General features: G+C 65.3%; 16 protein-coding genes. 7 read left to right on the top strand and 9 right to left on the bottom strand.

Going from position 1 to position 21,682, the window contains the following annotated elements:
• Window positions 1–313: 313 nt before the first annotated feature.
• Genes R2834_10495 through R2834_10485 form a run of 3 tightly spaced genes read left to right on the top strand, consistent with a single transcriptional unit; the run spans window position 314 to window position 3,973 of the window.
• Window positions 314–2,329 carry a TonB-dependent receptor gene (locus R2834_10495; protein ID MEZ4700748.1) on the top strand — a complete coding sequence of 672 codons (2,016 nt, stop codon included), beginning with the start codon at window positions 314–316 and terminating at the stop codon, window positions 2,327–2,329.
• A 23-nt stretch (window positions 2,330–2,352) separates the two neighbouring features.
• Entirely contained in the window at window positions 2,353–3,045 is a 693-nt protein-coding gene (locus R2834_10490) for an HmuY family protein (GenBank protein MEZ4700747.1), read from the top strand.
• Window positions 3,046–3,079: 34 nt separating this feature from the next.
• Window positions 3,080–3,973, top strand: a complete 894-nt coding sequence (locus R2834_10485) for a hypothetical protein (protein MEZ4700746.1) — start codon at window positions 3,080–3,082, stop codon at window positions 3,971–3,973.
• Between the two features lie 89 nt (window positions 3,974–4,062).
• On the opposite strand, the gene R2834_10480 is transcribed toward R2834_10485, so the two are convergent.
• Window positions 4,063–7,398 (bottom strand): hypothetical protein, encoded by a 3,336-nt coding sequence (locus tag R2834_10480; protein MEZ4700745.1) that lies wholly within the window; start codon window positions 7,396–7,398, stop codon window positions 4,063–4,065.
• Window positions 7,399–7,960: 562 nt separating this feature from the next.
• Here R2834_10480 and ccsA point away from each other — a divergent pair.
• The 3 genes from ccsA (at window position 7,961) to R2834_10465 (ending at window position 11,928) form a co-directional block, all read left to right on the top strand.
• Complete coding sequence (ccsA, locus tag R2834_10475) at window positions 7,961–10,390, top strand: cytochrome c biogenesis protein CcsA (protein MEZ4700744.1); 2,430 nt, start codon at window positions 7,961–7,963, stop codon at window positions 10,388–10,390.
• Between the two features lie 148 nt (window positions 10,391–10,538).
• Window positions 10,539–10,946, top strand: coding sequence for a metalloregulator ArsR/SmtB family transcription factor (locus R2834_10470; GenBank protein ID MEZ4700743.1), 408 nt, complete (start codon window positions 10,539–10,541; stop codon window positions 10,944–10,946).
• Window positions 10,947–11,154: 208 nt separating this feature from the next.
• Complete coding sequence (locus tag R2834_10465; GenBank protein ID MEZ4700742.1) at window positions 11,155–11,928, top strand: response regulator; 774 nt, start codon at window positions 11,155–11,157, stop codon at window positions 11,926–11,928.
• A gap of 3 nt (window positions 11,929–11,931) precedes the next feature.
• On the opposite strand, the gene R2834_10460 is transcribed toward R2834_10465, so the two are convergent.
• The 5 genes from R2834_10460 to R2834_10440 all read right to left on the bottom strand — a co-directional run bounded on the left by R2834_10460 (window position 11,932) and on the right by R2834_10440 (window position 17,352).
• On the bottom strand, window positions 11,932–13,044 hold the full coding sequence (locus R2834_10460; GenBank protein ID MEZ4700741.1) for a metal ABC transporter permease: 1,113 nt from the start codon (window positions 13,042–13,044) through the stop codon (window positions 11,932–11,934).
• Window positions 13,041–14,180, bottom strand: a complete 1,140-nt coding sequence (locus tag R2834_10455) for a metal ABC transporter permease (GenBank protein MEZ4700740.1) — start codon at window positions 14,178–14,180, stop codon at window positions 13,041–13,043. Before R2834_10455 ends, R2834_10460 begins: the two co-directional genes overlap by 4 nt.
• Before the next feature lie 12 nt (window positions 14,181–14,192).
• On the bottom strand, window positions 14,193–14,960 hold the full coding sequence (locus R2834_10450; protein ID MEZ4700739.1) for a metal ABC transporter ATP-binding protein: 768 nt from the start codon (window positions 14,958–14,960) through the stop codon (window positions 14,193–14,195).
• Window positions 14,961–14,985: 25 nt separating this feature from the next.
• Window positions 14,986–15,975 carry a zinc ABC transporter substrate-binding protein gene (locus R2834_10445; GenBank protein ID MEZ4700738.1) on the bottom strand — a complete coding sequence of 330 codons (990 nt, stop codon included), beginning with the start codon at window positions 15,973–15,975 and terminating at the stop codon, window positions 14,986–14,988.
• A 252-nt stretch (window positions 15,976–16,227) separates the two neighbouring features.
• Window positions 16,228–17,352, bottom strand: coding sequence for a hypothetical protein (locus R2834_10440; protein MEZ4700737.1), 1,125 nt, complete (start codon window positions 17,350–17,352; stop codon window positions 16,228–16,230).
• 146 nt (window positions 17,353–17,498) lie between these two features.
• On the opposite strand from R2834_10440, the gene trxA reads away from it, so the two are divergent.
• On the top strand, window positions 17,499–18,314 hold the full coding sequence (gene trxA, locus R2834_10435) for a thioredoxin (GenBank protein ID MEZ4700736.1): 816 nt from the start codon (window positions 17,499–17,501) through the stop codon (window positions 18,312–18,314).
• Between the two features lie 263 nt (window positions 18,315–18,577).
• Here trxA and R2834_10430 read toward each other — a convergent pair whose 3' ends face one another.
• Genes R2834_10430 through rfbF form a run of 3 tightly spaced genes read right to left on the bottom strand, consistent with a single transcriptional unit; the run spans window position 18,578 to window position 21,677 of the window.
• Window positions 18,578–19,822, bottom strand: coding sequence for a class I SAM-dependent methyltransferase (locus R2834_10430; GenBank protein ID MEZ4700735.1), 1,245 nt, complete (start codon window positions 19,820–19,822; stop codon window positions 18,578–18,580).
• 1 nt (window position 19,823) lies between these two features.
• A complete protein-coding gene (locus R2834_10425; protein ID MEZ4700734.1) occupies window positions 19,824–20,861 on the bottom strand; it encodes an SDR family oxidoreductase in 1,038 nt (345 codons plus the stop codon).
• Between the two features lie 42 nt (window positions 20,862–20,903).
• On the bottom strand, window positions 20,904–21,677 hold the full coding sequence (gene rfbF, locus R2834_10420) for a glucose-1-phosphate cytidylyltransferase (protein MEZ4700733.1): 774 nt from the start codon (window positions 21,675–21,677) through the stop codon (window positions 20,904–20,906).
• Between the last annotated feature and the right edge of the window lie 5 nt (window positions 21,678–21,682).

The following is a 21,682-nucleotide window of genomic DNA, read 5'->3' as shown; positions in this document are numbered from 1 at the left end:
ACCATGCGTTTGATCGTGATCCCTTGATCCTAGATCTTAGATCCTTGATCCCTTAATCCTTGATCCCTTAATCCTTGATCCCTTAATCCTTGATCCCTTAATCTCCTGAGTACGCGGCGCGTCTGATCGGTTCTTAACAAAGATTCAAGGCGAATCCGGTTGACATCGGGTTCGCCTTTTCTTTTCTTGCTATCGTTATCTAGATCAAGTCTAAATTATAATAGTAGTTCATATCATGACAGGATCGGCCCTGGCGCTTCTGCTGATCGCGTTCGTGCAAACAGCCCCTGCCCGTCAGGTCCCGCGCGATTCCATGCCCTCGTACGATATGGCCCCGGTCGTCGTGACCGCGACGCGCACCCTGAAAGAACGCGAAGCCGTATCGGTGCCAATGACGGTGGTTTCCGCGCGCCAACTCCAGGCGCGGGGCGCGATGCGGCTGACCGACGCCCTGGCCGAGCTTCCGGGATTGGTGATTGCGCACGACCACGGCGCCGGCGTGCAGATCCAGGGTTTCGACTCCGAATACACGCTGATCCTGATCGACGGAGAGCCGGTGATCGGCCGCACGGCCGGCACGCTCGACCTGGAGCGGCTATCGCTCTCAGGCATCGAGCGCATTGAGATCGTGCGGGGCCCTTCGTCTTCCCTGTACGGCAGCGACGCGCTGGCCGGCGTCATCAACATCGTCACGCGGCAGGCCGAGTCGCCGCTGGGGCTGTCGCTCGGGTCGCGCTACGGCACGCACGCCACGTCGTCGCTCGCCGCGTCCGCTGAAACCCGCGGGGAACGCGCGGGTGTGCGGCTGGCCGTGGATCGCTACGGGTCGGATGGCTACGACCTGGCGCCCGACCGCGCCGGCGCGACGACGCCGGCGTTCGCGGTCCGAACCGCCGATCTGCGCTCCCATCTCGCGGTAGGAGATCGAACCACGGTATCCCTCGGTGGGCGCTGGGCGGACGAGCGGCAGCGGGGCGTGTTCGCCCTCGTCGAGGACGGCGAAGACGTCGCCTTCGATCAGCAGGACGGCCAGACCGACTGGAGCCTCCATCCAGAGATTCGCCATCGGATTTCAGGCCGGATGACCGCCGAACTGACCCTCTACCACGCGCGGTTCGACGTGTCGACCCGGCAGGAGCGGCAGACCGATGGCGGGGTGTTGTTCAGCGACGCCGCCGGCCAGCGCTACAGCAAGGCGGAGGGCGTGCTCATCGCGATATGGAACGCGCGGCACCTGACGCATGCCGGCGCCGGAGCGGTGGAGGAACGCCTGGCCGGAAGCCGGTACGGGGACGAGCGCCCCCGGGCGGGGAGTCGATACGTGTTTCTACAGCATGAATGGCTGGCCTCCCGCGTTTTCCATGTAAATGCGAGCGCCCGCTTCGACGCGCACGACGACTACGCGTCGCGTCTGAGCCCCCGTCTGTCGTTTCTGGTGCGGCCCGCGCCGGCATGGCGCATCCGCGCGTCGGCGGGCAGCGGCTTCAAGGCGCCCGATTTCAGGCAGCGGTATCTCAGCTTCACGAACGCCAGCTCCGGCTACAGCGTCTTCGGCGCGACACAGCAAAACGAGGGGCTGGCGCGACTGGACGCGGCCGGACTCCTGGCGGAAATCTACGTGGACCCGACGGGGGCTCGACCGCTTTCGGCCGAGCGTTCCATGGCCTACAACGCCGGCGTCGCGCTGACCCTCTCGCCGGCCGTGGAGGTCGAAGTCGGCGTTTTCCACAACGACGTCCGCGATCTGATCGAAACCCGCCCCATCGCCCAGAAGACGAACGGCTCGTACGTCTACGGCTACATCAATCTGAACCGCATCTACACCCGCGGCGCCCAGCTCGAGATGACCGCCCGGGCCGGCGACCGACTCCGGTTCACCGCCAGCTATCAATTGCTCCAGGCGCGTGATCGCGCGGTGCTGGATGCCATCGACGCCGGGCAGTTGTTCGGGCGGACGCTGGCCGGCCGCGACTACCGGCTGGAGCGATCCGATTACCAGGGTCTGCTCGGTCGATCCACCCATTCCGGCACCCTCTCGGCGTCCGTCGCGATGCCGGGTCCCGGCCTCCATCTCACCCTGCGTTCCGTGCTCCGGAGCCGGTATGGCTACCGCGACCTCGACGGGAACGCCGTTTCGAATCTCGACGAGGAGTTCGTGACTGGCTACGCCCTCTGGCACGCGACCCTCTCCCGAGACTGGCCATTGCCCCATGGCTACACGCTGACCGCCCAGGTCGGCGTCAACAATGCGCTGGACGTCGTGCGTCCGGAGCAGCTTCCCTCGCAGCCCGGCCGCACCGTGTTCGCCGGCCTGTATATCGCCCTGTAAGCACCTTAAGAACCGCATACCTCATGCCGTACCCCATACATCGACCCCTGGCGCTCCTCCTCGCGGCCGCGATCCTCGCCGGCTGCGACAGCGCCGAACCCGACCCCGCAGGTCCGCTGCCCGTCGCGACCCTCACGGATATCGCCGCGGACCCGACGACCGGCCGCGACCCCCAGACGGGCGCCCCCATCGCGTCGGGACGCTACACCCTGGTCAGCCTGCGCACGGGCGACATCGTGCTCGCCTCGTCCGAAACCGACCGCGCCGATTCCGCCTCCACGGCCTGGGATCTGGGATTCCAGGGGACGAACATCATCGTCAACGGCGGCGCCAGCGGACCCGGCCAGGGTGCGGCGGTGCTGCAGACCGCGCTGTTCGACGAGGTGGTGCAGGCGCCGGCGGACACGGAACTGCGTGTCGACGGTCTCGCGTCGTGCCCGACTGCTACGGGCGATCCAGGCCCGTCCTTCGCCATCTGCCCGGGGGCGGGCAACGGGTGGTACGCCTACGATCCGGCGGCGAACCGCATCACGCCCATCGCCGGCCGAACCCTCGTGGTTCGCACGGCGGACGGCCGGTTCGCCAAGGTGCGGATCCTGAGCTATTACCAGGGCAACCCGCCGGTCGACCAGATCACGGCGCAGACCCCCTCGCGGTACTACACCCTCGAGTACGTTTTCCAGGAAGACGGTTCGCGTACCCTCACCTCGGAATGATCCCCTCACAACCCCACAGCTCACAGGAAGACCGATGAAACGATGGATGTTTGTAGTGGCGGCGTTGGCCTGCACCCCGCTCGTCGCGCCGGCGCAGCAGCGGCATTGCGGCGTGCTGGTGATGGCGCACGGCGGAGCGCCCGACTGGAATGCCGCCGTCGAAACGGCCGTGGCGCCCCTCCGCGCCCGGCAGCCCGTCTCGCTCGCTTTCGGGATGGCGGATCCGGCCACGCTGCGCGCGGCGGTGCAGGAGCTGGGCGATGCCGGCGTGCCGTGTATCGCGGTGGTGCGGCTGTTCATGTCCGGCGCCTCGTTCCTCCATCAAACCGAGTATCTGCTGGGATTGCGTCCCGACCCGCCGGCGTTTTTTATGAACCACGGCGCCCCCGGCGGTCATAGCAGTCACGCGGCCCCCCCGCCGATCGCCGTCGACGCCGAGGTGCTGCTCGGCCTGGAAGGGTTGCTCGACGATCTCTCGATGGGGGCCATCCTGGCCCGTCGGGCCGCCAGCCTGAGCGTCGATCCCGCCTCCGAATCCATCCTCATTCTCGCGCACGGCCCCGGCGACGACGGGGAGAACGAACGGTGGCTCCATCAGATGGATCGCATGGCGGACAGCATCCGCGCGACGCGTCCGTTCCATCGCGTGGAGGTGCATACGCTCCGGGAGGACTGGCAGGACAAGCGAGCCGCTTCCGAGGCGCGCATCCGATCGTTCGTGAAACAGGAGACCGCCGCCGGCCGGCATGTGCTGGTGGTGCCCTTCCGCCTTTCCGGCTTCGGGCCCTATGCGGAGGTGCTGGAAGGATTGACGTACACCGCCGACGAGCGGGGCCTGCTGCCGGATCCGGCGATCACCGACTGGATGCGCCGGCAGGCCGCTTCGCTCCAGGGGCATGCGCCGGACTATCAGGCCGAGATCCGCTGATCCCTCCGACAGCCCGATCCCACCTAAACGAAAGCCCTCGCCGCAACGTCGCGGCGAGGGCTATTCGCGTTCTCAGTCGGCGAAAGACGCTACTTTCGGTACCAGGCGAACTGCATAAAGAAGTCGTGCAGGGCGTCGGCCACCTTGGTGGCGCCCTGTTCGGACGGATGCTGGTTTTCGCCGTTCGCGCCCTGGAAGTCGGTCTTGTCCCAGAAGATGCCGCTGCCGTTCGGTGTGAGGCCGTTCGCCCACAGGTACGGCCCCCATCCCATCCACGGCGCGCCGGGAAGCTCGCCGTTTTTCCATCGCTCGATGGCCGCGTTCGTCGCGAAGCCGCCCTCGTAGGAGATGGGCTCGCCGCGGGCCCCCTGCTTCTCTTCGACCACGTAGCCGCCGTAGATGCGGCTCGTGTTGAAGATGGCCTGGACCGACGGGAATTCGTCGCCGATTTTCTGGGCCAGCGCGCCGATGTTGTTCGTCAGGTCGTAATAGTCGGCGTCGGGGCTCGGCAGGGTGATGCCGTCCGCCGTGAACTGGTCGGCGTTTTTCGCCCAGATGACCTTCACCTGGTCGAGCGAGTACTTCTTCTCGATGTTGTCCTTGCACTTGGACCAGAGCGTCTGTTCGCTCAGCCAGTTTTCGAGGGCGCTGCCGGCGACCGCACAGTTCACGAGTTCGATCTGGGTCGACACATCCTGGTGGCCTTCATACAGGGAGATGAACCGGTCGAACTCCTGGAGCCCGTTGCTCATCGAGATGGCCACGATGACGATCTTCCCGTTCGTCGCCGTCACGGTCGGGACGCCGTTGTCGACCAGCCCGCCCTTGAGGCCATAATAGGTGTCGTTGGGCCCCATGAGGTCCAGCGCGATCATCTCGTTGCTGGTGCCGCCGGCGTCCGTCGTGAAGCTGAAGACTTCCGACCACTCGCTGCTGGCGCCGCCGTTTTCCGACTGTACGCGCCAGTAGTAGGTCGTCGACGCCACCAGGCCGTTGATCGTGTAGCTCGTCCCGGCAAGGCCGCTCTGCTCGTATGCAACCGAATTAAAGGTGGATGAAGTCGACACCTGGGCGTGATAGGTGGACGCGGATGCTTCGGACTGCCACGTGAGCGCGACGGCGGCGAGCGAGATGCCGGTCGCGCCGTTTTGCGGAGCGGACAGGGCCGGCGGCATCAGAGTCGCGGAGCCGGCTGTCGTGAAGCTGAAGGCGGCGGACCAGTCGCTGTAGGTGCCGCCGTCCTCGGTGCGGGCGCGCCAGTAGTAGGTCGTGGCGTCGTTGAGCGCCGGCAGCGCGAGGCTCGTGCCGGGTACGCCTTCCTGATCCACCACCTGCGTGGCAAACGAGGGCAGCGTGGAGACCTGCACGTGGTAGCCGGTCGCGCCGGCCGCCGCCGACCACATCAGCACCGCGTTCGCCGCATCGATGCCGGAGGCGCCGTTGGCGGGTGCGGACAGTTCGGGCGGCGCCAGCGACGCCGATCCCTGCGTGGTGAAGGCGAAGGGCGTCGACCACGCACTCGTCATCGCGCCATCGGAGGCGCGGACGCGCCAGAAGTGCTGGGTGCCCGCGTCGAGGTTGTCCACCGTGTAGGCCGTTTGCGTCAGGCCGCTCTGGTCGATCGACGGCGCGGCGAAGTCGGCGTTCGTGGCCACCTGGAGCTGGTAGCTGGTGGCCCCGTCCACGGCCGACCACTGGAGGTTCACGTCGAACGGCGTGTTGGTTTCGCCGTTGGCGGGCGACGTCAGCGCGGGCGGCGTGAGGCCGGCCGGCGTTTCGGTGGTAAAGCTGAAGGCGATGGACCAGGCGCTCAGGATCGTGCCGTCGCTGGCCTGCGCGCGCCAGTAATACGTGGTGCCGGGTTCGAGCGCCGGCAGCAGATAACCCGTTTCCGGCACCTCGGCGGCCTGGATCTCGACGCTCGAGAAATCGGCCTGGGTCGACACCTGGATGGCATAATTCGTCGCTCCGGTGACGGCCGTCCACCCGAGCGCGGCGCCTTCGATCGGGATGTTGGACGCCCCGTTGGCCGGCGTGGTCGGCTCGGGCGCCGTCAGCGAGACGGCGTCGGCGGCGGTGGCGAAACTGAACGGCGTCGTCCAGTCGCCCACGTCGAGCCCGATATGGCCGCGCACCCGCCAGTAGTAGGTCGTCCCCGCGGCGAGGTCCGAGGTGACGAAGGCGTTGCTGACCGAGCCGACACTCTGGCGGTCGATCACGTCGAACGTACTGGTGAGCGCCAGCTGGATGTCGTAGCCCGTCGCGCCTTCGATGGCGGTCCAGCTCATCGCTACGGCCTCGGTGGGGAGGTTCGTGGAGCCGTTCGACGGGGTGAGCAGAACGGGGGTGGGCACGGGAGACGGGTCGGCCTCGGTGGCGAAGTGGAAGGTGGCGGACCAGTTGCCCGTGACGCCGTCGGTCGTGGCGCGGATGCGCCAGTAATACGTGGTGCCCAGCGCGAGATCGGTCAGCGTGAACGCCGGCGTCGCGATGTTCTCCACCTGGAGCGCGACGGTGGAGAAGTCGGCGGCGGTGGAGAGCTGCGCCGTGTAGGATGTCGCGCTGGCGACGGTCTGCCAGACGAGCGCCAGGGTGGAGGCGGACACCTCGGTGGCGCCGTCGGCCGGCGCCGTGAGGATCGGCGACGGCGGCACGCCGCTGCTGACGGCGGACAGGGGCAGGTCGACCCGCTCGCCGTCGGTGATGTCGCGTTCCTGGACCATCGTGAGGTACCCGTCGCGCTGGGCTTCGATGCGCACGCCGATCACGCTCTGGGCGCTGCGCGACGCGGGGGCGGCGCTGCCACGCGCGAGCGGCGCCTCGCCGCCCTGGATTCGGGCGCTCGCCGGCACGCCGGCGCCGCCGCCGACCTTGATGAGCTGACCGCTCACCGCGCCGTGTTCGCCGGTAAACCGGTAGAGGTAGAGGCCGGCCTGCAACCCGCTCATGTCGAGCGCGATTTCGTGCGCGCCGGCAGGCAGCGTTTCGGTGATGTCGGGCATGGCGGCCCGGCCCAGGATGTCGTACAGCGCGAAATGCACCTGCTGGGGCGTGTCGATGCGGAAGGGCAGGGCGGTGCGTCCGAGCACCGGATGCGGGAACGGGGTGTCGACGGCGAAGCCGGACGGGAACGCGGCGTCGTCCTCCGTGCCGGTTCCAATGCGGGTCGGCACGGCGAGACGCGCGCAGCCCGTCGCATCGGTAAACGCCGTGGCGGATGGCTGCGTCTGGTATCGCGCCAGGACGAAGGACTGTTCGAGCGGGCTCGACGTCTCGGCGTCCATCGTGCAGACGGTCACGAACACGTCTGCGTTCTGCGCTTGCGCGCGGGTGACGGTAGCGGTAGAAATGAGGCCGGTGAGGGCAAGGGCGAACAGGGAGGAGCGGAGGGATCGGGGGAAACGGGTTGTCAGACGTGATTTCACGGACAGCCGCGACCGATCAACGCACGTTGCGGTCTCTGGAGTCATCATGGTTTCGAGCGAGGGATAGCGATGTGATAGGGGGAGGAGGGGTAAGAGGCCGCTTTCAAACGATGTGCCAAGCGAAGAACCGCTCGTTTGGGCGGCAACGGGCCTTGCCGGCGTGCAGGATACAGGTTTTGGCGTATCATTCTGAGTGTGGCAACGGCGGATCGGTACCAGCGGGGGCGCTTCGGATATCGCATGCGCCGGATCGGGCGCGCTTCACGGATGGCCGGGCCGGCGGGAGGCGCAGAGCGGCCGGCGGGAGGGGAGCGGCGTGCTTGGGTCTTTCTGGCCGGCGTTTTGTTACGCGGTGGTGCACATCGGGACGTTCAAGGCATCCCCCTCCTCGTCAGGCGAGTCCTCGCAATCGGCTCCTCGGTGAGAAATGAATGAGGTGGGTAGCCAGAGGCCCGATTTAGCCGGATATGCGTGCGGTTAATCTGTTTTTTGCGGAACACAGCACCACGCGCTGGCTTCAACCCTTTACCCGTTTTTTCCACGCGTCATCGGTCTACCAACCATGCTGGGCATCCTAGGCGAACTCTTACTCATTCTCGCATTTCTTGCATGCGGCATTTCGGGCGTGAGTTACTTCATGGCGGTCCGTCGTCCGCTTGAAGACGCGCAGTGGCGGTGGTTGGGGCGGACCGCATGGAAGGTGGTCGCTTTCGCCGGCTTTGCCGCCGCGCTCATCCTTTCGCGGCTCATCTTCACCCATCAATTCCAGTACGCGTACGTCTGGCAGCAGTCGTCCCGCGACCTGCCCACGCACTTTCTCGTGTCGTCGTTCTGGGCGGGCCAGGAAGGGTCGTTCCTGTTGTGGATCGTGTTGATGGGGTTCATGGGCCTCTCGCTGATTCGCTGGGGCGGTCGCGACTACGAGCCGGCCGTGATGGCGGTGGTCTCCTTCTGCCAGATCTTCCTCATCTCGATGGTGGTGGGGCTGAAATTCGGTTCGCTGACGGTAGGCGCCTCGCCGTTCATGACCATCTACGAGAAATTCCCCAATACGCCGGAGGGCTTCATCCCGCCGGATGGGAGCGGGTTGAACGACCTCCTGCAGAATTACTGGATGGCCATCCATCCGCCAACGCTGTTTCTCGGCTTCACCGCGATGATCGCGCCGTTCGCCTTCGCCATCGCGGCGCTGTGGCTGCGCAAGTACACCAGCTGGGTGCGGCCGGCGCTGCCGTGGACGATTTTCGCCAACATGGTGCTCATGGTCGGCATCGCGATGGGCGGCTACTGGGCGTATGAAACCCTGTCGTTCGGTGGCTACTGGGCGTGGGACCCCGTCGAAAACTCCTCGCTGGTGCCGTGGCTCGTTGGGGTGGCGGCCCTGCACATGATGATCGTGCAGAAACGCAGCGGCGCGTCGCACAAGGCCGCGCTGTTTCTGTGTATCCTGGCCTTTATGCTGGTCGTGTACTCGACCTTCATGACGCGCAGCGGCATCCTGGGCGACGTGTCGGTGCACTCGTTCGTCGACCTCGGGCTGTATCTCCAGCTGGTGATCTGGATCCTGGCGATGGCGGTGGTCGGTTTCGGGCTCTTCATCCTGCGCTACCGGGAGCTGCCGACGCCGGAAAAGGAGCCGAACGTGCTGTCGCGCGAGTTCATGATCTTCGCCGGCGCCCTGTTGCTCAGCGCCGTCGCCCTGGTCGTCATCCTGGGCACGAGCGCACCGATCCTCGGCCGGCTCTTCCGCGACAGCCCGTCGGCGGTGGCGATCGAGTTCTACAATGTGTGGACGCTACCCCTGACCATCGGCTTCATGTTTCTTGCCGGCCTGGGGCAGCTGTTCTGGTGGAATAAGATGTCGGTCGATACGGTGAACGCCGTCCTCCTCCGCCCCGTCGTGCTGTCGGTCATCAGCACCGTCGCCGTATTGATCTTCACGCCGTTCGTCGAGCGGACCACCGTGCTGGCCGACGCCGGCGCCGCCGCCTCGTCGGGCCTTTTCGAGGCCGGCATGTTCTCCGGCCTGGGGGCGTTCTGGCAGGTGTACGGCGAGGGCATCCAGCTGCTGATGCTGGTCTTCGTGTCGTTCTTCGCGCTGTACGGCAACGGACAGGTGTTGTGGCGGATCGGGCGCGGCAATCTCCGGATGGCCGGCGGCGCCATCACCCACGTGGGCATGACCATCATGATCCTGGGCATCATCGCGTCGAGCAGTTTCGACAACCTGCTGTCCGACCCGGGGCGCGAGAACTTCATCCTCTCCCGCGGCGAGTCGCGGACGGTGGACGGCTATACGATGACCTATGTCGGCTCGGAACTCAACGAGCTGGGCCGGGCGCATTACATCATGGACGTGACCGACGCCCGCGGGCGCTCCTTCACGCTCAAACCGGTGGTCTACAAGAGCAACAAGGACCAGTGGATCCAGCATCCCGACGTCAAGATGTTCTATGAGCGCGACCTCTTCCTGGCCGTCTCGCCGAACGTGATGTTCGAGACGGAAGAGCAGAGCCAGGAGATGGGCGGCGCCATCACGCTCGGCCGCGGCGAGAGCCGGACCCTGGGCAGCGAGGACTATCGCATCACGTTCAAGAATTTCGATACGAACGTCGATTCGGACCTCGTGCCGGATTCGAGCGCCATCGCCGTGGCGGCCGTGGTCGACATGACGAATCTGAAGACCGGCGAGACCCACGAGCTGCGCCCGATCTACATCGTGATGTCGGATGGCCGCCAGCAGTATGTCCAGAACCGGATGAACGAGTGGAATGTGGCCGTCACGTTCTCGGGCATGAATGTGGATAACGGCAGCGCCAACTTCGTGGTGGAAGGCGTGCGGATCGCCGCGGAGGACTGGGTGGTCATCCAGGCGCATGAGAAACCCTTCATCAACCTCGTCTGGCTCGGGCTTTTCATCCTCACGGGGGGCTTCGCCGTGTCCATGGTTCGGCGCATGAAAGAACAGCAGGCATCGCTCGCTCGCGCCTAAGATTAGCGACCGCAACGATCGAGGTTCGGGGTACAGGGAAGGGCTTTCTCTGTACCCCGAACCTTTTTATGAAACTCCAACGCTTATTTAATAGGCTATATACACTGCCGATAACGAACCCAGGATCACACTTAAGCTGGGTTCAAGCATGAGCGAGTACAAAAACGGCACAACCAACGAAGGGTCGGGCATGGCGCCATGGCAAATAGCCGCGCTGGAGCAGACTCTCAAGAAAAACAAGCAGCTGGACATGCTCACGAAAGTGATGAATGCGGCGGGCAACCCGACGCGCATGTCCATTCTCTACCTCCTCTGGAGAAACGGCGAGGTTCGCGTGAACGACCTCGCGAGCATCCTGCGATTGACCTCTCCGGCCATTTCGCAGCAGCTGAAAAAACTACGCGGCCAGTCCCTCGTCGATTTCCGACGCGATGCGCAGACCGTGTATTACCGACTCAACCTGGAATCGGCATTCGTCCAGCATTTCCTCATCCGCTTTTTCGAGCAGGAAATGCTGTATCGGGAGCTGACACCGCCTGATTCGGCTGGAAAATAACCACGTAACTCGGCAGGACCCGGCAGAGTGACGTTTACATACATGACCCATGAAGCGTCCAGGCCTTCAGCCTGGACGTTTTCATTTACAGGAGAGCGAGCCGCCGGCGGCGTTCAAGTTTTTCCGAGAAGCGACGATACCCCATCACGAACGCCCTTGGTGGGCATTCGCTGACACTTGACGGTTTCGCACTTTCCCGGTCAACCCGATGTACATCCTCCTCGCCGAAGACAATCCTGTGAATCAGAAGGTGGCCCTTCGCATGCTCAATCGTCTGGGCTATGAAGCCGATATCGCTCAGAACGGCCGCGAGGCCGTCGAAGCGCTGGAGAAAAAGGCCTACGACGTCATCTTGATGGACATGCAGATGCCCGAGATGGACGGGCTGGAGGCGTCTCGGTGCATCGTCGAGAAATATCCCGAGGGCCAGCGTCCGTTTATCATCGCGCTGACCGCCAATGCGATGCAGGGCGACAAGGAGCGGTGCCTGGCCGCCGGCATGAACGACTACATCAGCAAGCCCATCCGGATCGAAGACCTGAAAGAGGCGTTCGCCCGCGTGCCCGTTCGCGACAACGGCGAGGCCGCGCCGGCGGAAGGTGAAGCCGCTCCGGAAAATTCGGTGCTCGACTACAGCGTGCTGAAGGAGCTGATGGAGATGCTCGGCAACGATTTTTCGTTCGCGGCAGGCCTCATCAGCGATTTCCTGGAAGATGGCGAGGAACTGGTGAACAGCACGCGCGCCTCGCTCGAGACCGGCGACGCCGAGGAGTTCATGCGGGCGTCGCATACGCTGAAGTCCAGCGCCGCCACCTTCGGGGCGATGACGGTGTCGCGCCTCTGCAAGGAGGTCGAGGAGATGGGCCGGACCGGCAACCTGGGCGAGGAAGCGGCCGACCGGACGACGGCGCTCGAAGAAGCCTACCAGCTCGCGAAACAGGAGCTGGAGCACTACATCGCGACCCAGCTGGTCGGGCAATAAGAATCAGATTTCAACGACGGCCTGTTGCGCATAGCGCTGTCCCGCGGGCGTGAGCCCGAGCAAATCGCCGGTTTGATGTATCAAGCCGGCGTTTCGCGCATACCGCACCACCCGCCGCGCATAGTCGTTCGCCCAGCCCAGATGCTCCTCGAGATGGCCGACCCGGCATTCGCGCTGGGCATCGGGCGTGTCTTCGTGGGTGGCCAGGTGGATCGTGAGCATCTTGGCCGCAAAGTCGAGCCGCTGCCGGCGCATCCGGAGCGCGATCGCCACCAGTCCCCGATCCGGCGCGAACAGAAAGGCCCCGAGGAATGCGATGCCGGCCATGGTCGCCATCGAGCCGGCGATGGACGTGTCGAACGCAAAGGCGAGCCAGTATCCGGCCACCGCATCGACACACGCGATGCCCACGCCGAGGCCGAGCATGCGCGAGAGCCGGTCCGCCAGCAGGAAGGCCGTAGCCGGGGGGGCGATCATGAGGGCGACCACGAGGATGGAGCCCACGGCATCGAAGGCGCCCACGGCGGTCACGGAGACCAGGCCCATCAGGACGTAGTGGAGTACCGCCGGCGCAAAGCCCAGGCTGGCGGCCAGCCCCGCATCGAACGTGGCCAGCTTCAACTCCTTGTAGAAGAGCGCGATAAAGAGCGCGCTGACGGTCAGGATGATCGACATCACCCAGAGTGCCCTCGGGCCCAGGTCGTATCCGCCCAGGGACAGGCGGTCGAACGGGGCGAAGGCGAGCTCGCCGAGCAATACGGCGTCGGTGTCGAGGTGGACGCTGCCGGCGAAGCGGGCGATCAAGATAACGCCCACGCTGAACATCACCGGGAAGACGAGCCCGATGGCGGTATCCTCGTGAACCAGGCGCGTCCGATGGATGAGTTCGACGACCACGACCGTGAGCAAGCCCGTCAGGGCGGCCGCGACGATGAGAAACGGGCTGTTGAGATCGCCGGTGATAAAAAAGGCGACGACGATGCCGGGCAGGATGGCGTGGCTGATCGCGTCGCTCATCATGGCCATGCGACGCAGCACGAGAAACGTGCCCGGCAGCGCGCACGCGGCGGCCACGACGACCGCGATCAGCTGGATTTCGAGTTGCTCGGCGCTCATACGGTCGGCCCCTCGTCGTCCGGTGTGGCAGAAAGCCGCGCCAGCGCGCGTTGCGCCTGGGCGACGCCTTCGGGCGTGAGCGACCAGCGGAGCGCGTCCACCCGCCGGGCCCATCCTCGATCCGCGAGCCGGTGCAGGCTGTCCCGGGTATTGGCCGACAGCTCGTTCATGACGTTGAGCACGCTTTCGTCATGGGGATGCGACTTTCGTTCGTGCTGGACGGCCAGGGCGTAGAGATCCAGCAGCACCGCATCCAGGTTGAGCCGGCGCGCGTTCTGCCGGCCGCGCCACCAGCGCCACGTCAGCCCGCGCTTTGGGGCGAAAAAGAGCGACAGGGCCATCACGCTGCCCATGCAGACGACGATGGTGGGGCCCGTTGGCACCCGCGCGCCCGTGCTGCTGATGAAGGCCCCGACCAGCCCTGCCGCCGCGCCGAAGACGGCGGCCAGCGTCACCATGATCCCCAGGCGGTCCGTCCATTGCCGTGCCGCCGCCGCCGGCGCGATGACCATGGCGCTCATCAGGACGACGCCCACGGTCTGCAGGCCGATCACGATGGCGACGACCAGCAAGCTGGTCAGCAGGATGTCGAAACCCCGCATCGGAAGCCCGAGGCTGCGGCCGAATTCGGGGTCGAAGGCGAGCAGCTTGAAGGGCCTCCAGAACAGCAGCAGCAGCCCCAGCGCCGCGAGGCCGAGGACGCCCATCACGATCAGATCCTCTTCCACCAGGGCCGCGGCCTGGCCGAACAGGAAGGCGCTGAGGCCGGCCTGCTGGGCGTTGGGCATCTGCTGGATCACGGTCAGCAGGACGAGCCCGAGCCCGAAGAAAACGGACAGCACGATGCCGAGCGCGCTGTCGTAGGGGATCCGGGTGGTCTGGGTGACGGCGAGGACGAACAGGGTGGCGAGGAGGCCGGCGATCAGCGCGCCGGCGATCATCACGGCGGGGATCTTGGCGCCCGTGAGGAGAAATCCGATGGCGATGCCGGGCAGGGCCGCGTGCGAGATGGCGTCGCCGAGCAGGCTCTGCCGGCGGAGCACCGCGAAGGTGCCCAGCGCCCCGCTGACCAGGCCGAGCAGCGCGGAGCCCATGGCCACGGTACGAAAGGTGTAGTCGCTCAGAAAGTCCAGCATGACACGATCTCGTCAGGACTCCATCGAAGGCGCTTTGGTGCGGGCGAAGTTCACAAAACCGACGCGCCCCCCGTAGGTCAGACGCAGATTTTCTTCGGTGAACACGGTGTCTACCGGGCCGCTCCCGATGCAGCGGATGTTCAGCAGCATCACCTGGTCGAAGTAGTCGGCGACCGTCTGGAGGTCGTGATGCACGACCAGCACCGTCTTGTTCTGCGCGCGCAGCCCCTGCATGAGGGCGACGATGGCGCGTTCGGTGGTGGCGTCGACCCCCTGGAAGGGTTCGTCCATCAGGTAGAGGTCGGCGTTTTGCACCAGCGCGCGGGCCAGGAAAACGCGCTGCTGCTGTCCGCCCGAAAGCTGGCTGATCTGCCGGCTTGCGAAGGCCTCCATGCCCACCTGTTCGAGCGCCGTCATCGCCTTGATCCGCTCCGCGCTGCCGGGCCGGCGAATCCAGCCCATCGCGCGGTACATGCCCATCATCACGACGTCCAGGACGCTGGCCGGGAAGTCCCAGTCCACGCTGCCTCGTTGCGGCACGTAGGCGACGCGCTCACGCTGCTTCGCGTAGGGCTGGCCATAGATGCGCACCTGGCCGGCCGCCGTACGGAGCAATCCCAGGATCGCCTTGATCAGGGTGGTCTTGCCGGCGCCGTTGGGGCCCACGATGGCCATCAGGACGCCGGGCGGCACGGTGAGGTCGATGTCCCACAAAACCGGTTTGTCGCGGTAGGCGACCGTGAGATCGTGTACGGAGATGGCGGGTTCGCTGGCTTGCATGGCGAGGAGGATGAGCGTCGTGGGGCTATCGGGCAGCAGGATGGAGCGCGCCGGCGACCGTTTCGATGTTGTAGCGGACGGTTCCGATGTACGTTCCTTCGGGGCCGTTCGGGTCGCCCAGCGCATCGGAATACAGGGATCCGCCGATGTCGACCCGGTATCCGCGCGACTCCACCGCGGCGCGCACCGCCTCGATGCCGCGCGGCGAAACGGACGATTCCACGAACATCGCGGGGATTTTCCGGGACGCCACGAGGTCGGCCAGGGTCTGGACATCCGCCGTGCCGGCTTCGGTGGCCGTGCTGAGGCCCTGGAGCCCGTGTACCTCGAAGCCGTACGCGCGCCCGAAATAGCCGAACGCGTCGTGCGACGTGATCAGCACACGCTGCTGCTCGGGCACCGTCGCCGCGAGGCTGTCGACATAGGCATGAAGGGACGCCAGCTGCCGCTCGTAGGCGTGGCCGTTGGTCGCATAGGTATTCGCGTGCGCAGGATCCAGATCCGACAGCACATCGACGAGCTGGGCCGCGACGCGCATCCAGAGCCGCACATCAAACCAGACGTGCGGATCGTAATTGCCCGCAAACACCGGCGTCGCGATCCGCATCGAGTCGGGGATGGCCTCCTCCGCCAGCGCGGCCGTCCGGATGGCGCGGTGCTGCATCTGTTCGAAGACTTCGGTCATCTTGCCTTCGAGGTGCAACCCGCTGTAGAGGATGATGTCGGCCTCGGCCATGCGGCGGACGTCGCCCTCGCTGGCTTTGTACAGGTGGGGGTCGACGCCGGGGCCCATCAGGCCTTCCACCTCCACGCGCTCCCCGCCGATCTCCCGGGTGAGGTCCGCGATCATGCTCGTCGTGGCGACGACGCGAATCGGCCGGCCGGCGAGGTCTTCAGGCGCGCCGGTCGTGGCGGGCCGGCAGCCGGCGAGGGTGAGTATCAGGAGGGCCGCCAGCACGATGCGCGGTGCGCGCCGGGCGGTCGGTTTCGGGCAGGGCATTCGGGCGTCAACCATACAACAGCAGCTCCGCAAGGGCGTCAGGGGAAAAGGTGACTTCCATATCTCCGTGTATTCCATCTTCAAGGTTTAGTTTCAGCTAATAAAAAAGTTTTACAAAGGATGTAGGCCCATAAAAAAAGGAGCTGCCAGGCCGGCAGCTCCTTTTCCTTTCGCAAGATGAGGTGGCGCGTTGGGGGCGCCAGATGCCCGGAGATCGCCGGGCAGCGCGCATCCAGGATCAAACGACCCGGCGCCCGGATCGGCCGATCATTCGACCCATTCGGCGACGAACACGTTCGTATCGCGGCTGGGCGGGCCCAGCGTGCGGTTGGAGGCGAAAGCGAGGTACTTGCCGTCGGGCGAGAACATCGGAAACGCATCGAAGGTGCCCGAGTGCGTGATCTGGGTCAGGTTCGAGCCATCCATATCGATCATGAAGACGGCGAACTGCCGGCCGCTTTCGGTGTCGTGGTGATTCGAGCTGAACAGGATCCGCTTACCGTCCGGATGGAAAAACGGCGCCCAGTTGGCGCCCGGGAGGTCGGTCACCTGGCGGACGTTGCTGCCGTCGTTATTGGCGACGAAGACGTTGAGCGATTTGGGCTCGACGAAGCCGTCGGCGAGGAGGTCTTTGTAGACGTCGGCGTCTTCGCCGGTGGGACGGCTGGCGCGCCAGACGATCTGCGAGCCGTCGGGCGAAAAGAAGGCGCCGCCGTCGTAGCCGAGCGTGTTCGTCAGCTGGAGCAGGTCGCCGGTGGCGAATTCATAGCGCCACAGCTCGAGGTCGCCCGAGCGGGTGGATGTAAAGATCGCATACCGTCCGTCCGGCGATACGGTGGCTTCGGCGTCGTACCCGTCGCCGCCGATCAGCACGTGCGCCTCGCTGCCATCGGCGGGGCGGACATAGATGTCGTAGGTGTCGTAGATCGGCCAGACGTAGCGGCCGGCGGGGAAGGCGGCCGGGGCCGGGCAGGCCGGATTGGCGGCGTGTGTCGAGGCATAAAGCACACTGCCGTCGGGCATGAAGTAACTGCACGTCGTGCGCCCGGTGCCGTTCGATATTTCCTTGTAGGTCGACCCGTCGGCATAGTTGGATCCGTCGACATTCAGCACAAAAATCTGATCGCAGCCCTGGCTGTTGATGGCGCTCCAATCGCTCTGGAACGTGAGTTGTTTGCCGTCGTAGCTCCAGTAGGCCTCGGCGTTGTTTCCGCCGAACGTGAGCTGCCGGATATTGCGCAGATGGGTTTCACCGTCGAAACGGAGAGAGTCTGCAGCGCGATCATAGGTGTCGACCGGGGCTGCCGGCTCGGGCGGTGAACAGGCGGAAAGCAGGGCGATCGGGAGCAGGAAGATCGCCAGGAATCCTCCGGGCCGATGGGTCGGTTGCATGGGCATGATCTATGATGGGGTGTTGTTCGTACAGGAGAGTGCGTGTTTGGCAGATGTGAAAAGGAGAAAACGCCCTTTGGTTTCAGTAAAGCACGCCATTTTGGCATTTATTGATGGAGGCGGTTCGGGCAGAGCCGTGGTATGCTATGCAGTACGATGTTATCGATTTTGAATCGGAAGTGATCGAGGCGAGTTACGAGATGCCCGTGCTCGTCGATTTCTGGGCGCCCTGGTGCGGCCCGTGCCGGATGCTGGGGCCGATCCTGGAGCGCCTGGCCACCGAGCAGCGCGATCGCTGGAAACTGGCCAAGCTGAACACGGACGAGCAGCCGGAGCTGTCGATGCAGTTCGGCATCCGCGGCATCCCGGCGGTGAAGCTGTTCTCGAAGGGGCAGGTGGTGAGCGAGTTTGTCGGCGCCAAGCCCGAGCACGAAATCCGGCAGTGGCTGGACGCGTCGATTCCGTCCGAGGAGCGCCAGGATCTGCTGACGGCGCAGCAGTTGCTGCAGGCCGGCGACGTGGCGAGGGCCGAAGAGGTGCTCGATGTGCTGCTGCAGCACCACCCGGATCACGGCGAGGCGCGGCTGCTGCTTGCGCAGATCGTGGCCGGCCGCGACATTGACGAAGCCGCGCGCCTCGTCGAGGGCGTGGAGCCCTCCGATGCGGCGGCGCTTCAGTTTGTCGAAGGCATCGTCCTGCTCGCGAACATGCGCCGGCAGGCCGGCGAGCCGGCGTCGATGCCGGAGGGCATCGCCCGGCCCGAGTACCTGCAGGCCGTCGAAGCGCTCGCCTCCGGCGATCTGGATGCCGCGCTGTCCCGCTTCATCGCCGTCATCATGAAAGACCGCTACTACCTCGACGACGTCTCACGCAAGGCCTGTGTCGCCCTCTTCGGCGTCCTCGGTCCGCACCACCCCCTGACGCGCAAACATCGCCGGATGTTTGAAATGGCGTTGTATTGAGGGGGAGCGCCCGTTGGGCGGGACATGAGCGCCCAACGGGCGCGGTCATGGCGCCCTTTGGGCGCGGTCATTGGGCATGAACGGCCGTGGGCCGTGTCATGAGCGCCCTTCGGGCGCGGTCATTGGACATTGGTCATCGGGCACGATTCATGGGGAACCTGCCTGGAGCGACGCGTTCGTCCAGTGTCCAGTGTCCAGTGTCCAGTGTCCAGTGTCCAGTGTCCAGTGTCCAGTGTCCAGTGTCCAGTGTCCAGTGTCCAGTGTCACACCACCTTCGGCGTTGGGATTGGGACGATGAAGCGGCCGCCGGCTTCGCGGTAGGCGGTTTGCTGGCGCATGATTTCTTCGGCGAAGTTCCAGGCCAGGATCAGGGTGTAGTCGGGACGGTCTTCGAGGAGGTGGGCCGGGGGCAGGATCGGGAGGTGGTTGCCGCCCATGTAACGCCCCTGTTTGTAGGGATTGAGGTCGACCACATAGTCGAGGTAGTTCGTCCCGATGCCGAAATAGCTGAGCAGGGTGGTGGCCTTGGCGGCGGCGCCGTAGCCGGCGATGCGCTTGCCCTCGGCCTTCAGCTGGTCCAGAATCGTTAGCAGCCCGGTGCGGATGCGCTCGATGCGCTCCGCGAAATCGAGGTAGAAGTCGATCCGGTCGACCTTGCGCTCCTGCTCTTCCTTCAGCAGGGTCGTCACCACCGGCTGCACGTTCTCCCGTTTTCCGACGTAGATCCGCAGCGATCCGCCGTGGATGCGGGTGCGCTCGACGTCGTTCAGGAACAGCCCGTGCCGGCGGAAGAGGCGATCCAGCGCCGTCACCGAGAAGTAACACAGGTGCTGGTGGTAGATGGTGTCGAATTCGCCGTGGTCGACGAGATCCACCACATACGGCGCCTCGATCACGGCCTCGCCGGTATCCTTCAGGATCGTCCGGATGCCCTGCACGAAGCCGTTGAGGTCGGGCACATGCGCGAGGACGTTGTTGGCGAGGAAAATATCGGCGCGGTGCCCTTCCTGCACGAGTTCTTCCGCCAGTTCGCGTCCGAAGAAGGTGCAGCGGGTCGGGATGCCGGCTTTCCGGGCGGCCTCTACCGGCGCCTCGGCCGGGTCGATCCCCAGCACGGGGATGCCGCGTTCCGCGAAGTTCTTGAGCATGTACCCGTCGTTGCTGGCGGCCTCGACGACGAGGCTGTCCGGCCCGAGGGGGCGCGTGGCCATGATGTGCTCGGCGCTGCCGCGGAAGTGGGCGACGAGCGACGGCGAGACGGACGAGAAGTACGGGTATTCCGCGTAGAACAGGACCCGGGGATCGACCGTCTCGGCGATCTGCACGAGCGCGGAATCCGGGCAGAACATGAGCGTCAGCGGCGCCAGGATCTCCGGATCGGCGAGCTGGGCTTTCGTGAGCAGCCGGTCGGCGAGCGGGGTCTCGCCGAAGGCGATCACGGGTTGCAGGTTGGTCGAGCCGCTGGCGCGGCACTGGGTCTCTACCCGGTAGAGCGTGGAATCAGACATCTCAGGCGGCCGTGGGCTGGGTCCAGAAAAGCTGGTCGTTGAGGCGGCCAGAGCGAATCAGTTCGTGGAGCTTGGCGAGCCGGCGGTAGCGCGGCCCTTCGAAGTCCTCGGCGCGGAGGCCGATCGCTTTATAGGCTTCGTACAGCTCCTGCGCCCCGCGGCGGACCGTCCATGCCGGCTCGAAGCCCGGCAGGGTCTTGCGGACCTTGTCGCAGTTGACGCGGTAGGTGCGGGTGTCCGGGCCGGCGCCCTCGGCGAAGGCCAGTTCGCACCCGGGCACGGTGTCGCGGACGATTTCGGCGATCTCGCGGATGCGGAAGTTCTCGTCGGTCCGGCCGATGTTGAACGCCTGGTTGTGGACCAGCTCGCGCGGCGCCTTCACCGCTTCGATAAACGCCTTCGAGATGTCGGCGATGTGCACGAGGGGGCGCCACGGGGTGCCGTCGCTCTTCAGGAGCACCTCGCCGGTCGTGAAGGCCCAGGCGACGAGGTTGTTCAGCACGAGGTCGAACCGGATGCGCGGCGAAAACCCGTAGGCGGTCGCGTTGCGCAAGTACGTGGGCGTGAACGCATCGGAGGCCAGTTTGGCGAGGTCCTGTTCGACGAGCACCTTCGAGCGGCCGTACGGCGTCACCGGGTTAAAATCGGCCGATTCGTCGATGTAGTCGTCGCCGGCGGCGCCGTAGGTGCTGCAGGACGACGAGAACACGAAGCGCTCGACGCCGGCGGCCATGGCCAGCTTCGCCAGATGCACCGAAGCCTGGTGGTTGATGTCGTACGTGAGGTCGGGGTTGAAGTCGCCCATCGGGTCGTTCGACAGGCCGGCGAGGTGAAACACGGCGTCGAACCCGTCGAGGTCCGCCGCCTTCACGTCGCGCACGTCCCGGTCGATGGTCGGGATGGTGACGGGCTCGGGGCCGTAGGTCGATTCGTCGAACAGACCGCTGTCCAGCCCGACGACGTCGAATCCTTCCTCGAGCATCATCGGAACGAGGACCGTCCCGATATAGCCTTTATGTCCGGTTACAAGAATACGCATGGTAACGTTGGTTTTATCGTTGCAGGGTGCGCCGGGCGGGTCTCAGTCTTCCCAGATCTTCCACGGCGCGTGGCCTGAATCCCACATGGTTTCGAGAATATGTTTTTCGCGCAGCGTGTCCATGCACTGCCAGAACGAATAGTGTTTATAGGCCATCAACTGGCCTTCCGCGGCGAGGCGCTCCATGGGCGCCTGCTCCCACATGACGTCTCCCTCGATGTAGTCGAAAACGCCGGGCTCCAGCACGAAAAACGCGCCGTTGATCCAGCCTTCGGCCGTCTGAGGTTTCTCGGTGAAGCGGACGACCCGGTTGTCGTCCAGTTCGACGTGGCCGTAGCGCGCCGGCGGACGCACCAGCGTCACCGTAGCCAGCTTGCCGTGGGCCTTGTGAAAGGCGAGCAGATTGTGCAGGTTCACATCGGATACGCCGTCGCCCCAGGTGAGCATGAACGTGTCGTTGCCCAGATAGGGCTCGAGCCGCTTGATGCGGCCGGCCGTGAGCGTCTCGGAGCCGGTGTCGATCAGATCGACGTTCCAGTCCGGGCTCCCCGAGCGGCCGTGGTGGTCGACCTTTCCGCTGCCGAGGTGGACGGTCAGGTTGTCGTGCAGGGAGCAGTAATCGACCATGTACTTCTTGATGACGTCGCCCTTGTACCCGAGCGCCACCACAAAGTCGTTGAAGCCGTAGTGCGCGTAGTGGCGCATGATGTGCCAGAGGATCGGGTGATCGCCGATCTCCACCATCGGTTTCGGCTTGAGCTGGGTTTCTTCGGAAAGCCGCGAGCCCTTCCCGCCGGCCAGGATTGCTACTTTCATATGCA

Source organism: Rhodothermales bacterium, from assembly GCA_041391505.1.
Lineage (GTDB): Bacteria > Bacteroidota > Rhodothermia > Rhodothermales > JAHQVL01 > JAWKNW01.
Note: the sequence above shows the minus strand (reverse complement) of the source record. Positions and strands in the feature narration are given on the sequence as shown.

Coding starts and splice junctions, on each gene's coding strand:
- R2834_10455 (MEZ4700740.1), bottom strand. CDS start 14,180: ATGCTGGACTTTCTGAGCGACTACACCTTTCGTACCGTGGCCATGGGC.
- R2834_10430 (MEZ4700735.1), bottom strand. CDS start 19,822: ATGTCTGATTCCACGCTCTACCGGGTAGAGACCCAGTGCCGCGCCAGC.
- trxA (MEZ4700736.1), top strand. CDS start 17,499: ATGCAGTACGATGTTATCGATTTTGAATCGGAAGTGATCGAGGCGAGT.
- R2834_10460 (MEZ4700741.1), bottom strand. CDS start 13,044: ATGAGCGCCGAGCAACTCGAAATCCAGCTGATCGCGGTCGTCGTGGCC.
- R2834_10485 (MEZ4700746.1), top strand. CDS start 3,080: ATGAAACGATGGATGTTTGTAGTGGCGGCGTTGGCCTGCACCCCGCTC.
- R2834_10440 (MEZ4700737.1), bottom strand. CDS start 17,352: ATGCAACCGACCCATCGGCCCGGAGGATTCCTGGCGATCTTCCTGCTC.
- rfbF (MEZ4700733.1), bottom strand. CDS start 21,677: ATGAAAGTAGCAATCCTGGCCGGCGGGAAGGGCTCGCGGCTTTCCGAA.
- R2834_10470 (MEZ4700743.1), top strand. CDS start 10,539: ATGAGCGAGTACAAAAACGGCACAACCAACGAAGGGTCGGGCATGGCG.
- R2834_10445 (MEZ4700738.1), bottom strand. CDS start 15,975: ATGGTTGACGCCCGAATGCCCTGCCCGAAACCGACCGCCCGGCGCGCA.
- R2834_10465 (MEZ4700742.1), top strand. CDS start 11,155: ATGTACATCCTCCTCGCCGAAGACAATCCTGTGAATCAGAAGGTGGCC.
- R2834_10495 (MEZ4700748.1), top strand. CDS start 314: ATGCCCTCGTACGATATGGCCCCGGTCGTCGTGACCGCGACGCGCACC.
- R2834_10450 (MEZ4700739.1), bottom strand. CDS start 14,960: ATGCAAGCCAGCGAACCCGCCATCTCCGTACACGATCTCACGGTCGCC.
- R2834_10490 (MEZ4700747.1), top strand. CDS start 2,353: ATGCCGTACCCCATACATCGACCCCTGGCGCTCCTCCTCGCGGCCGCG.
- ccsA (MEZ4700744.1), top strand. CDS start 7,961: ATGCTGGGCATCCTAGGCGAACTCTTACTCATTCTCGCATTTCTTGCA.
- R2834_10425 (MEZ4700734.1), bottom strand. CDS start 20,861: ATGCGTATTCTTGTAACCGGACATAAAGGCTATATCGGGACGGTCCTC.